The organism is Gordonia sp. NPDC062954 (genome assembly GCF_044543825.1).
In the GTDB taxonomy this organism is placed as follows: Bacteria; Actinomycetota; Actinomycetes; order Mycobacteriales; family Mycobacteriaceae; genus Gordonia; species Gordonia tangerina.
In genome coordinates this window covers 10,907-25,585 of record NZ_JBITWL010000009.1, presented here as the reverse complement: position 1 = coordinate 25,585, position 14,679 = coordinate 10,907, and the positions used below count along the sequence as shown (strand labels likewise).

At 69.3% G+C, this 14,679-nt stretch carries 1 protein-coding gene (running past one end of the window); it reads left to right on the top strand.

Annotation, left to right across the window (positions count from 1 at the left end):
• Window positions 1–14,679, top strand: partial view of a non-ribosomal peptide synthase/polyketide synthase gene (locus ACIGKQ_RS10970; protein WP_396573619.1) — the 3' portion only. Its footprint begins 10,299 nt before the window's first position; only the last 14,679 of its 24,978 coding nucleotides appear in the window; its start codon lies beyond the left edge, outside the window; the stop codon is at window positions 14,677–14,679.

Sequence of the window (14,679 nt, the reverse complement as noted above, 5' to 3'; positions counted from 1 at the left end):
GTGGCCGATGGCGAGTACCTGCTCGCCGTGGTGGCCCACCACATCGCGGCCGACGGTGAATCGATGCTGCCGCTGGTCACCGACGTGGTGTCCGCCTATGCGGCGCGCTCGGAGGGGCGGTCGCCCCAGTTCGCACCGCTGACAGTGCAATTCGCAGACTACGCGATCTGGCAGCACACCGCGCTCGGGTCACCCGAGCAGGCGGACTCGGTGGTGGCCCGACAGCTGGCCTACTGGACCGAAGCTCTCGGCGGAGCACCTGATGTCCTCGAACTCCCCGCCGACCATGCGCGACCCGCGATCGCATCCCATGTCGGTGCGCGGGTGGAGTTCGCGTTGCCGGCCACGCTCGGCGACCAGGTCACCGACGTCGCCGCACGATTCGGCGTCACTCCGTTCATGGTCGTGCACGCCGGGCTGGCTGCGCTGCTGGGTCGGCTCACCGCGCAGGACGACATCACGATCGCGACCCCGGTCGCCGGCCGCGGTTCGGCCGCGCTCGACCCGCTCGTCGGCATGTTCGTCAACACGCTGATCCTGCGTACCGCCATCGATCCCGCGACCACCTTCGCCGAACTGCTCGACGCCGTCCGGTTGACCGACCTGGAGGCCTTCGCGCACGCCGACGTACCGTTCGAGACGGTCGTCGAAGCGGTCAACCCGACGCGGACGGCGGCTTTTGCCCCACTGGCGCAGGTCATGTTGTCCTTTGATCCGGCGGCGTCGGCGGAGAACACCGACCTACCGATCGCCGGGTTGTCGGTGCGATCGGTCGAACCCGCGTGGGTGCCGGCCCAACTCGACCTGTCGGTGACCGTGAGTTCGGCACCCTCGGGAGCCGACTGGACGGGTTCGATCGTCTACGCCACCGACCTGTTCGAATCCGCGACCGTGGCCCGACTGGCCGCGCGGTTCACCGCATTACTCGATCATCTGCTCACCACACCGGAACTCCCGATCGGCGACGCCGCCATCATCTTCGACGACGAGCAGAGCGCGGTCGCGGAATGGTCGACCGGCGCGGTCGTCGATGTACCCGCTGAGCTGGTGGGAGATGCGGTGTTCGGTCAGGCGTCCCACGCCCCCGACGCGACGGCTCTGGCCGTCGACGGGCGAGAGATCTCCTACCGTGAGTTCGCCGACCGAGTTGCGATCCTGGCCCGCGAACTGATCGCCGTCGGTGTCGGACCCGGGGCGGCCGTGGGTGTCTCGCTGGAGCGTTCGGCGGCGATGGTCATCGCGGTCAACGCGGTGCTGGCCGCCGGTGCACAATATGTGCCGATCGACCCCGATGCGCCGCTCGATCGTGCCGAGTACATGATCGACACCGCCGGAGTCGGTGTGGTCATCGTCGACGCCGCCCGGGAGTCGGGTGTCGTCGCAGCCGATGTCCCCGGCATGCGAGTGATCGAGGTCGACGCCGCGGCTGCAGTGGAGTCGATGCAGCCTCCGGTGACCGACCGGGACCGACGCAGCCCGCTGCGACCCGACGACGCCGCCTACACACTGTTCACCTCGGGTTCCACCGGCCGGCCGAAGGGCGTCACGGTGACCCACCGTGCGCTGGCCAACCGTCTGCGCTGGTGTGTCGACGAATTCGACTGGTCGCCGGCCGATCGGGTGTTGCTCAAGACCCCGTTCACCTTCGACGTGTCGGTGCCTGAACTGTTCGGTCCGCTGATGGTGGGTGCGACCACGGTGATCGCCCGGGCCGGTGGGCACCGGGAACCGGCCTACATCGCCGATCTGCTGGCCGCCGAAGCCATCACCTCGGTGCACTTCGTGCCGTCGATGCTGTCGGTGTTCCTCGACGTGGTGCCCGCCGCCCGACTGGCGCAGCTCACCACGCTGCGGTGGCTGCTCACCTCCGGTGAGGCACTGCCGCCCGCGGTGGCGCGGCACACCCATGAGGCACTGCCGCACACCGCCATCCACAATCTGTACGGCCCCACCGAGGCCACCGTCGACGTCACCTCGACTGACGTCACCGAGGCCGTCGACATCACCATCGGTGGCCCGGTGTGGAACACCTCGACCCGGGTGCTCGACGCGCGCCTGCGTCCGGTGCCGCCGGGGGTGCCCGGTGAGCTCTATCTCGGTGGTGTGCAGGTGGCCCGCGGCTATGCGTCCCGGTCGGCGCTGACCGCCGAACGATTCGTCGCCGATCCGTTCGGTCCCCCCGGCGCCCGGCTGTACCGGACGGGTGACCTGGTGCGCTGGAGCACCCGGGCCGGGAGTGGACCGGAGGCGTCCGGCGCCATCGAATATCTGGGCCGCACCGACTTCCAGGTGAAGCTGCGCGGCCAGCGCATCGAACTCGGCGAGATCGAGTCGGTCATCGCGTCCGCACCGGGGGTGGTGCATGCGGCATGTGATGTCGTCGACGCACCGACCGGTCCGCAGCACCTTGTCGCCTACATCGCACCGGCGACGGTGGATCAGGCGGCGGTGCAGGCGGTCGTCGCCGACCGCTTGCCGGAGTACATGCATCCCTCGGTGTGGATGCTGCTCGACGACATCGAACTCAACAGCTCGGGCAAGCTCAACCGGAAGACGTTGCCGGCCCCGGTGTTCGAGATCGGCGAATACGAGGCGCCGGCATCCGACGCGGAGGCCGCGGTCGCCGCGGTGATCGCCGGAGTGCTCGGTCTCGACCGGGTCAGCGTCGCCGAGTCCTTCTTCGACATCGGCGGCAACTCATTGTCGGCGATGCGTGTCGCGGCGCGAGTCGCCGAGGAACTCGGTGTCGATGTCTCCGTGCGTGACCTGTTCGACACCCCCACGGTCCGGTCGCTGGTGGCGGCGGTGGCCGGGCGTGAACAGACGGTGGCCCCGCTGGTGGCCGGAAAGCGCCCGGACCGCCTGCCGCTGTCGATGGCGCAGGCCCGGATGTGGTTCATCAACCGATTCGACCCGACGTCGGCCGCGTACAACATCCCGATGGCCATGCGGCTCACCGGTGATCTCGATCTCGACATTCTGGTCGCTGCGGTCTCCGACGTGCTCGAAAGGCACGAGGTGCTGCGTACTGTCTATCCGCTCGATGCGGACGGTCCATACCAGCAGATCCTCGAGGTGGGTGCAGCGCGTGCGGCGCTGGATTGGTCGGTGGTCGACGACGCGGCCGAACTCACCACGTCGGTCGCGCGAGGCTTCGACGTCACCGAGGACCTGCCGATTCGCGGACGGGTGCGGCGTGTCGGTCCGGACACCGTCGACGTCGTGTTGACGGTCCACCACATCGCCTTCGACGGAGCGTCGACGGCAGTGTTCGTGCGAGATCTGATGGGCGCGTACCTGTCGCGGATCGACGATACGGTGCCGACGGCACCGGCGCCCGCAGTCCAGTACGCCGATTTCGCGCTGTGGCAGCGGGATACGCTTGGTACGGCCGACGACCCGTCGAGCCGGATGGCCGAGCAGCTCGGCTATTGGCGCGAACATCTGCAGTCACTGCCGTCGGTCACCGACCTGCCGATGGATCGGCCCCGACCGGCGGTGATGGAGACCACCGCCGGAGTGGTGACGGTGCAGCTCGACGACGAGCTGGCCGCGAAACTCGACGAGTTCGCCCACGCGCAGGGTGTCACCGGTTTCATGGCATCACATGCGGCGCTGACGATCCTGATCTCGCGATTGGCGTCGACGAGTGATGTGGTGATCGGCACGCCGATCGCCGGACGCACCGACGCCGCACTGGGCGATCTGGTCGGCATGTTCGTCAACACCCTGGTGTTGCGGACGCAGGTCGATCCGGCATCCTCGGTGGCCGACCTCGTGGCCCGCGTGCGTGCCGAGGATCTCGAGGCGTTTGCCCACGCGGACGTCCAGTTCGAGGAACTCATCGACGAACTCGCCCCCACCCGCTCGACGGCGTTCCCGCCGCTGGCGCAGATCGCGTTCAGCCACGTCGACGGCGAGGAGTCGATGACCGCCCTCGAGGGCGCCGGCCTCGTGGTCCAACCGCTGGAACTGCCCGACCAGATCGCCAAATTCGAACTGTCGGTGGGCGTCTCGAACCGCACCGAATCGACCCCGATGAGCGTCGACTTCATCTATGCCCGGTCGATCTTCGACGAAGCGACGATCCGGGGCTTCGCGACCGCCTGGTTGCGGATTCTCGAGGCGATGGTGGCCGATTCCTCGGTCGCCGTGGGCGACATCGACCTACTCGGCGAACGGGAGAGGGCGGCGCTGGCCCCGGTGTCCGGGGGCGCACCCGATGCGCCGCCGATGGTGCTGCGCGAGATCTTCGCCGAAGCCGTCGCCTTACATCCCGACAATGTGGCGGTGCGCGATCCGCGCGGCCACAGCCTCACCTATGCCGAACTCGATGCGCGCGCCAATCAGCTCGCGCGGTGGCTGACCGAGCGCGGCGCCGGGCCGGAGACGCTGGTGGCGGTGGCCATCGAGCGCTCGGCCGAGTTGATGACCGCGATCTGGGCGGTCGCGAAGACCGGCGCGGGCTACCTTCCGATCGATCCGGACTATCCCGCCGACCGGATCGCCTACATGCTGTCCGATTCGGGGACCGAACTCGGTCTGACCACCACGGCCCGGCGGTCGGGCCTGGGCGACACCGTCGACTGGCAGTGCCTGGACGCCGATGACATCGTCGGCGAGGTCGCGACGCACGACACGGCCGCGCTGTCGGCGGCCGAGTGCAACGGGACGCCGGAGGTCGACGCGATCGCCTACGTGATCTACACGTCGGGCTCGACCGGAACGCCGAAGGGTGTCCAGGTCACCAGCCGCGGTCTGGTCGACTTCGCCCACGCGGAGCTGCGCCGGTTCGCCGTCACACCGGATTCGGTGATCCTGGGTTACGCGTCACCGAGTTTCGATGCGTCCATCCTGGAATGGTTGCTGCCGTTGCGATCGGGAGCCACGCTGGTCTATCGACCGGCCGATGTCGTCGGCGGCGAGGCGCTCGCGCAGTTCGTTCGCGACCAGCACATCACTCACCTGTTCCTGACGCCGTCGGTGCTGGCCACCATCGACCCCGACGCCGTTCCCGAGCTGCGGTCGGTGGCCTCCGGTGGGGAAGCGGTGCCGCAGGCCATGATCGACCGGTGGGGAGCCCAACACGCGTTCTTCAACGCCTACGGTCCCACCGAGACGACGGTGGCCGTGACGCTCAGCGCGGCGTTGGCGCCCGGGCAGTCGATCACCATCGGCCGACCCATCCCCGGGGTGGGCATGCTCGTGCTGGACTCGCGTCTGAACGTGGTGCCCGTCGGCGTCACCGGCGAGCTGTACGTGGCCGGCGGCGCGCTCGCCCGCGGCTATGTTCGACGACCCGGGTTGACCGCGAAGCGGTTCATCGCCGACCCCTACGGACGCAACGGCGAACGGCTCTACCGGACCGGCGATCTGGTTCGCTGGCGGCCCGGGCCGACCGGTGAACTCGAGCTCGAGTACGTCGGCCGTAGCGACGATCAGGTCAAGCTGCGGGGGCTGCGCATCGAGCTCGGCGAGATCGAGACGGTACTCAACTCGCATCCGGCGGTGGAGTCAGCGGTGGTGATCGGCGTGGGCGGCTCGGTCGCCTCGGCACTCGCGGGCTATGTGGTGCTGCGCGAGTCCGCCGGCACCACGGTGGACCCCCACGAGCTGCGGACCTTCGTCGGTCAGGCCCTGCCCTCGCATATGGTGCCGGCGAGTATCGCCGTGCTCGATGCCCTGCCGTTGACCCCGGTCGGCAAGCTCGACAAGCGCGCGCTGCCCGAACCGGTCATCGACATCGCTGCGGAATACGTGGCACCCGAGACCGAGTCGGAGGAATCGGTTGCGGCGGTCTTCGCCGAGGTGCTCGGCGTCGATCGCGTCGGCGCGACCGACAGCTTCTTCGAGGTCGGCGGCAACTCGCTGTCGGCAACGCGGGTGGCTGCCCGGGTCGCCGACGTGTTCGGTGTCGACGTGTCGGTCCGCGACGTGTTCGAGGCGCCGACGGTGCGGGCGCTGGCCGCCGCGGTCGCCGGCCGCGGGGCGGGCCTGCCCCCGGTCGCCGCGGTTTCACCGCGGCCGGAACGGATTCCGGTGTCGTTCGCGCAGCAGCGTATGTGGTTCATCAATCAGTTCGATCCGTCGGCGTCGACCTACAACGTCCCATTGCTGCTACGCCTGACCGGTAGCCTCGACGTGGACGCGCTGCGTGCGGCACTGGCCGACGTGGTGGTGCGCCACGAGGTCCTGCGCACCACGTTCCCGGCGGTCGACGGTGTGCCGGTGCAGATCATCGCCCCGGCCGAGGCGGCCACCTCGACCCTGGACTGGGCCGAGGTGAACTCGACCGCCGATCTCGAGACCGCGGTGAGCGCCGGATTCGACGTCACAGAACAGTGGCCACTGCGGGCGCGGCTGCTCCGCGTCGCCGACGACGAATTCGTCTTCGCCATCGTCGCCCATCACATCGCCGCCGACGGCGAGTCGATGGCGCCGTTGGTGGCCGACCTGATGACCGCATACGCGGCACGGGAGGCCGGCGACGCCCCGACGTTCGCCCCGCTCGAGGTACAGTTCGCTGACGTCGCGCTCTGGCAACACCGCGAACTCGGCTCGGTCGGCGATACGAATTCAGTGGTGGGACAACAGCTGTCGTACTGGACACGCAAGCTTGACGGCCTTCCCGATGTGCTCGAGTTGCCCGGCGACCGGCCCCGTCCGGTGGTGGCCTCCCAACGCGGCGATCAGGTGTCGTTCGAGATCCCTGCCGACGTGGTCGAGGCCATCTCGGCGGTCGCCACCGGACGGGGCGTCACCCCGTTCATGGTGGTCCACGCCGGTCTCGCGGTGCTGCTCGCCCGGCTGTCGGCGACCTCCGACATCGCGGTCGGCACCCCGATCGCCGGACGCGGGCAGCGTGCCGTCGACGCGCTGGTCGGCATGTTCGTCAACACGCTGGTGTTGCGCGCCGAGATCGATCCGGGCATGACCTTCGCCGCAGTGATCGACCAGGTCCGCGGTACCGATCTCGAGGCGTACGCGCACGCCGACGTGCCGTTCGAGACGCTGGTCGAGCAGTTGGATCCGGTGCGGTCAGAGGCTTTCGCACCGCTGACGCAGATCCTGCTCACCTTCCATCAGTCCACGCTGCCGGAGTTCTCCACCGATCTCGGCGACTCGGTCGCCGAAGCGTCCAGCATCGCCGGACTGTCCATCGCGCCGATCGAGGCGCCGGAGACACCCGCCAAGGTCGATTTGACCTTCGCGATCGCCGGCGGCACCCAGGGACAACCGTGGCCGGCGCAGATCGTCTACGCCACCGACATGTTCGATGCGGCGACCGTGCGCACCATGGCCGATCGATTCGTCCGGGTGCTGGCCACCTGCCTGGCCGACGTGCAGGTGCCGGTGGGGGATGTCGCGCTGCTGACCGATCACGAATCGAGCGCCCTGGCGGCACTTCCGGCGCCCGTGACCGAGACGACGAACACCGACCGCACCCTGGTGGAGCTGTTCGCGGACACCGTCGCCGACCACGCGACGCGGACCGCGGTGACCGCGCAGGACGTGTCGCTGTCCTACGCCGACCTCGATCGCCGCTCCGGTGCGGTGGCAGCGGCGTTGGCGGCCCGGGGTGTCCGCGCCGGTGACCTCGTCGGTATCGCCACCGCACGCTCGGTCGACCTCCCGGTGGCGATCCTCGCCGTGCTCAAGGCCGGTGCCGGCTATCTGCCGCTGGACACCACCAACCCGGTGGACCGGTTGGCGTTCATCGTCTCCGACGCGTCGGTGCGCGTGGTGATCACCGACGCGGCGACCTCGGGCCACGAGCTGTTCGCCGGTCTGCCCGCCGGCGTGGTGGCCGTCGACGTCGACGAACTCGCCTCGGCCGGGACCGATCTCGCGGTGCCGGTACCCTCGGTGCGGCCGTCCTCGCGGGCCTACGTCATCTACACCTCCGGCTCGACCGGTCTGCCCAAGGGCGTCGAGATCACCCATCGCGACGTCATCACCCTGATGGACACGGCGGCCGGCGACTTCGACTTCCGGCCCACCGATGTGTGGACGATGTTCCACTCCTATGCGTTCGACTTCTCGGTGTGGGAGTTGTGGGGACCGTTCCTGTGTGGGGCGCGGCTGGTGATCGTCGATCGTGCCCTGGCGCGCGACCCCGATGCCTTCGTGGAGCTGCTCGCCGCCGAGGGCGTGACGGTGCTCAACCAGACGCCGTCGGCGTTCTATCAACTCATCGACGCGCGGCGGCGCGACCCGGTCGATCTGCCGTTGCGCTACATCGTGTTCGGCGGTGAGGCGCTGGGCTTCGAGCAGGTGCGGCGCTGGTTCGACGACCATCCCGACGAGACCACCCAATTGGTCAACATGTACGGCATCACCGAGACCACCGTGCACGTGAGTTTCCGTCCGCTCGACCGCGACCTCGTCGCCGCGGGCGACGCATCCCTGATCGGGCGGCCCCTGCACTCGCTGGCGATCCACATCCTCGACGAGCGGTTGCATCCGGTGCCGCCGGGCGTCGTCGGCGAGATGTACGTCACCGGTGGGCAACTGGCGCAGGGCTATCTGGGCCGGCCGGGACTCTCGGCGACCCGGTTCGTAGCCAATCCCTTCGATCGCAGCGGTGCCCGCATGTACCGGACAGGTGACCTCGCCCGCCGCATCGGCGACGACATCGAGTACCTCGGTCGCGGTGACGCGCAGGTGCAGTTACGTGGATTCCGCATCGAGTTCGGTGAGATCGAGGCAGCGCTGCTCGGTGTCGACGGGATCACCGCGGGTGCCGCCAATGTCGTCGAACTCCCGGGGCGTGGTGAACAGCTCATCGGCTACGTCGTCGCCGAACCGGGCGCCGACGTCGACGCGGCGCGGGTGCGCGACGCGGTTGCCCGGGCGGTACCCGGCTACATGGTGCCCAGCATCGTGGTCCCGGTGACCGCGCTGCCGTTGACGGCCAACGGCAAGCTCGATCGTCGGGCGCTTCCGGTGCCCGAACTCGACGGCGCCGGTGACGATTACGTGGCGCCGGAGACCTCCACCGAGGAAACACTCGCGCGTGTCGTGGCGGGCGTGCTCGGTGTCGATCGGGTGAGTGTGGCCGAGTCGTTTTTCGCGCTCGGCGGCGACTCGATCCTCGCGATCCAGCTCTCGTCTGCCGCCCGTGCCGCCGGGTTCTCGGTGTCCCCGCGAGATGTCTTCGAACACAAGACGGTTCGGGCCATGGCGCATGCGGTGGCGGCGGGCGGAGACCGGCTGCCGCTGTTGAGCGAGCCTGCCGGTGAGCAGGTCGCGATCCCGCCGGTGGCGGCCTGGATGCTCGAGTTGTCGCAGAGCGGGGCGGACTTCGCCGACTTCTCCCAGTCGACGGTGCTCATCGCACCCGATGGACTCGACCTCCCGACGCTGACCGCCGTGCTGGATGCGGTGACGCGTGCCCATCCGATGCTGTCGGCGACGTTGCGCCACACCGACGACGGCTGGGCGTATGCGCTTGGCGAGGGCATCGGATGTGTCGTCGACGAGGCGACCACGGCCGCGGCGCCCGGCTCCGCCGAGTACGACGAGGTATTGCGCACCGCGCATGCCGCAGCACTGCGCCGGCTCGACCCGGCTGCCGGAGTGATCGTGTCCGCGGTCCTGGTCGTCGGCGACGGCGGTGCCCGTGTGGTCCTGGCCATCCATCACCTCGGTGTCGATGCGGTCTCCTGGCCGATCCTCATCGAGGACATCATCACCGTCTGGGGTCGACTGCAGTCCGGTGCGGAGCCGGCGGTGCGTCCCGAGGTGACCTCGGCGCGGGCCTGGCATGCGGCACTCGCCGCGCAGGCCGGCGAACGCGGTGACGAGATGGGGCACTGGCTGGCCCGCGTGGACCGCGATCCCACCGACTTCGGTGTGCCCTTCGACCCGCACCGCGATACCTTCGCGACCGTCGACTCTCTGCGGGTCCGGGTGGACCGCACGGTCACCGAGGCGCTGCTGACGAGGGTCGTCGACGCGTACTCCGGTCACGTCAACGATGCGCTGATCGCGGCGCTGGCCCGCGCGGTGCGATCGTGGCAACGCGATCGCGGCATCGTCGACACCGCCGCGGTCACCGTGCTGGTCGAAGGCCACGGCCGCTACGAGGAAGTGGTGGCCAGGGGGACCGACCCGCACACCGCCGACCTGTCCCGAACCGCCGGCTGGTTCACCACCCTCGTGCCGTTGGCGCTCGACCCGGCCGACGACGTGGTGCACGCGGTGAAAGCGGCGAAGGAGGAGCGCCTGGCTCAACCGGACCGCGGCATCGGCTACGGACTGCTGCGCTTCACCGCGGCGGATGCCGGTGGGGACGACCGGCTGGCCGGGACCGCGTTGCCGTCGATCGGTTTCAACTTCTTCGGTGCCGGCAGCCGCTCATCCGGCGACGACGTGGTGGTGCCGTTCACCGCCGACCCGGCGGCGCCGGTCCTGCCGGCCACGGTGTCGGGTGCGATGACCGCGATGAACACGCTGACGGTGAACGTCGGCACCCTCTCGGACCGGGACGGCCGCGAACTCTCGGCGGACTTCCTGTTCGTCCGCGGGGTGCTGGGCGATGCGGATGCCGCCGATATCGCATCGCGGTGGCAGGCGGAACTGGCCGCGATCGTCGACACGTTGTCGGTGATCGGTGATCCGGGCCTGTCCCCGTCGGACGTTCCGGGCGCCGGGGTCACCCAGGACGACCTCGACGACGTGGCCCAGCGGTGGCCCGGGGCCGACATCTGGCCGCTGTCTCCCCTGCAGAAGGGCTTGCACTTCGAGGCCGAGCTCGCCGGCGGCGCCGTGGGCTCGGAGACCGACGCGCCGGTGGATGTCTACGTGGTGCAGTCGATCCTAGAACTCGGTGGGACCGTCGACATCGACCGCCTGCATGCTGCGGCCCAGGCCCTGTTCGCGCACCATCGCGCTCTGCGGTCGGGCTTCGTGCGCACCGGCAGTGGTGCGGTGGTGACGGTGGTTCCGCCGTCGGTCGAGGTGCCCTGGGAGGTCGTCGACGTCACCGACGGCACCGGCCCCTCCGACGATGTGGTCGAGCAACGGGTGGCACAGGTCGCCGAGATCCAGCGGCGCACCCCGTTTGACCTGGCGCGCCCGCCGCTGATGAGGTTCGCAGTGGTCCGCCACGGCGATACCGCGCATCTGGTGGTGACCAACCATCACATCCTGATCGACGGTTGGTCGGGCCCGCTGGTGCTGGCCGATCTGCTGGCGCTGTATGCCAACGGAGTCACCTACACCGGCCAGATCGGTACCGGCGATGGTGATTTCGAGGACTACCTGCGTCACCTCGCGGCGACCGACGACGTCGCCGGTCGGCAGGCCTGGCGCGAGGTGCTCGCGCCGGTGACGGCGCCCACCTTGGTGGCGCCGGGCGCGGAAGCAACGAATGAGGCACTGCCGCAAGATCTGTCGGTCATTCTTGATGCCGACGTGACCGCCGGCATCGAGGCCCTCGCTCGCGCCGAGGGGGCCACGGTGGCGACGGTGCTGCAGTTCGCCTGGGCGGTGCTCGTGTCGCGGTTGACCGGCAACCGGGTGGTCACCTTCGCCGAGACCGTATCCGGTCGTCCGGCCGACCTCGAGGGCGTCGAATCCATGGTGGGGTTGTTCATCAACACGCTGCCCGCGGTGGTCGACGTCGATCCGGAGGCGTCGATCTCGACCGTGCTGGGTCGCCTGCAGCAGAGCAAGGTGGCGGTTCTCGATCACCAGCATCTGTCGCTGGCGGAGTTGACCGGACTGGCCGGCGGCAACGGTATCGGCGGCCAGCTGTTCGACACGTTGACGGTGCACGAGTCTTATCCGGTGGACACCGACTCGCTGTCCACCACGGGTGCCTCGTTGACCGGCGGGCTGGAGATCGTGGACTTCGCCGGTTCCGACGCCACCCACTACCCGCTCAACATGTCGACTTCACCCGTTGCGGGCCAACGACTCTCGCTGACTCTCAAGTATCTGCCGAACGCCTTCGACGCCACCCAGATCGAGGTGTTCATCGACGCACTGGTGCAGATCCTGCGGACCGTGTCGAGCGCTCCGGAGACCCTGACGGCCGACATCGGTCTTCTCGGCGGCGGCGAGATGGCCGCGTTCACCACGGTGTCCGGCGGCACGGGGACCGCGCCGCGCCTGCTCGGCGACATGTTCGCCGAGGTTGCGAACACGCACCCCGACCGCGTCGCGGTAGTCGACGGAAACGGTGCCGCGCTGACGTATGCCGAACTCGATGCGCGGTCCAATCAGCTGGCGCGCTGGCTCATCTCGCGGGGGATCGGCGTCGAGTCGCTGGTCGCGTTGGCGATCGGTCGGTCGGTGGAGCTGCTCACCGCGATCTGGGCGGTCACCAAGACCGGTGCCGGATATGTGCCGATCGACCCCGACTACCCGGCCGAACGGGTGGCGAACATGATCGAGGACTCGGGGGCGATCCTCGGGCTGACCGTCCGCACCGGGGAACTTCCCGGCGACGAGTTCGAGTGGGTGCGTCTCGACGGAGACTCGACCCGAGCGGCGATCGCCGACCTGTCCGACGCCGCGGTGAGCGCCGTCGAGATGTCGGGTCGCGTGCGGACCGACAATGTCGCGTACGTGATCTACACATCCGGCTCCACCGGCCGGCCGAAGGGTGTGTCGGTCACTCATGGTGGGCTGGCGAATTTCGCCGCACAGGAGACCTCACGACTGTCGGTCGCAGATGCCCCGGTGGTCCTGGGGTTCGCATCGCCGAGTTTCGATGCGTCGGTCCTGGAGTACCTGCTCGCCACGGTCAACGGCGGCACCCTGGCCTACCGGCCGACCGCGGCCGTCGGCGGTCACGTGTTGCAGGAATTCATGCAGCGTCACCGAGTGACGCACACCTTCCTCACCCCGACGGTGCTCTCGACGCTGGACCCGGCCGCGCTGCCGGATCTGGCCGCGCTGATGGCCGGCGGTGAGGCGGTGCCGCCGTCGCTGGTCGACGCGTGGGCGCCGCATGTGGCCATCCACAACCTGTACGGACCAACGGAGACCACCATCGGCATCACGCTGAGTGAGCCGATGGCCGTCGGCGCGCCGGTGCGGTTGGGACGGCCGTTGGCCGGGGTGACGTTGCTCGTGCTCGACGGTCGTCTGCGGCCGGTGCCGGTCGGTGTGCCCGGCGAGCTCTACGCCGTCGGTCCGGCACTGTCCCGGGGTTACCTGGACCGGCCAGGACTGACCGCCGAGCGTTTCGTGGTCAACCCCTTCGGCACCGCGGGGGAGCGGATGTACCGAACCGGCGACGTGGTTCGCTGGCGCCGTGACGGTGCCGGCGAACTGGTGCTGGAGTACGCCGGACGTTCCGACGATCAGGTGAAGCTGCGCGGACTGCGGATCGAGCTGGGCGAGATCGAGGCCGTGCTGGCCGAACATCCGGCGGTGGAGTCGGCCGTTGTCGTCGGTGTGGGCGGCTCGGTCGCGACCGCACTGGCCGGCTACATCGTCGGCGACGGTGGGATCGAAGTGGCCGAGGTGCGTGAGTTCGTCGGCCGACGGCTGCCGTCGCACATGGTCCCCGCCGCGATCATGGTGCTCGACGCGCTGCCGTTGACCCCGGTGGGCAAGCTCGACAAACGGGCGCTCCCAGAAGCGGTGATCGAGACCGGCACCGAGGAGTACGTGGCCCCGGAGACCGAGATGGAGGCCGTGGTGGCCGCCGCGTTCGCCGACGTGCTCGAACTCGAGCAGGTCGGTGTCACCCAGAGCTTCTTCGAGTTGGGCGGCAACTCGCTGTCGGCGACGCGGGTGCTCGGTGCGTTGCGCGAGCAGGGGCATGACGTGGAGTTGGCCTGGCTGTTCAACGACCCCACGGCGCGTGGGCTCGCGGCTCGGATCTCCGGCGGCTCCGGTTCCGGCGAGGTGGTGATCACCCTCAACGCGCAGGGGACGCGGCCGCCGCTGTTCTGCATCCATCCTGCCGGTGGCCTGGCTTGGTTCTATGGCGGGTTCGTGCCCTATCTCGGGGATCGCCCGGTGTACGGCCTGCAGGACCCGCATGTGGTCGCCGGCGAGCCCAGCGCGCGGAGCGTGGAGGAAATGGCCCAGCGGTATCTCACCGAGATCCGCCGGGTGTCGCCGCACGGTCCGTATCACCTGTTGGGCTGGTCGCTGGGTGGCTACGTCGCGTACGCCATCGCGACCGCGCTGCGCGCCGAAGGAGAGGAGGTCGCCTTCCTCGGCGTCATGGACTCGTCGCCGATCCCGCCGCAACCCGACGACGGTTCCGGGTCTGCACCGGCCGGTGTCGAGCTCGGCGGCGACTATGTCGGCGACTTCCTCGGCGGATGGCGCGATCTGTTCGACCTCGACGACAATGTGCACGCGGACAGCGCCGAAGAGGTCGCCGAGATCATCCGCGAACAGATCGCGTCGATGGGCCTGCTCAGCGTCGACCAGGTGCAGGGCGTCATGGACAGCTTCGCGGTCGGCGAAACGCTCGTCGAACAGTTCCGGCCGGCCCCGTATGACGGTTCGCTGCTGGTGTTCACCGCGACCCGCGACAAGGCGGATCCGGCCGCGGTCGCCGACGGTTGGCGACCCCACGTCGCGGGCCGCATCGCGAATGTCGATGTCGACGCCGATCACCTCGGCCTGGCAAACCCTGGCGCGCTCGAGGTCATCGGGCCCGAACTCGACCGGTGGCTCGCCGACGCCGACGCCGCGGAGTCGTAG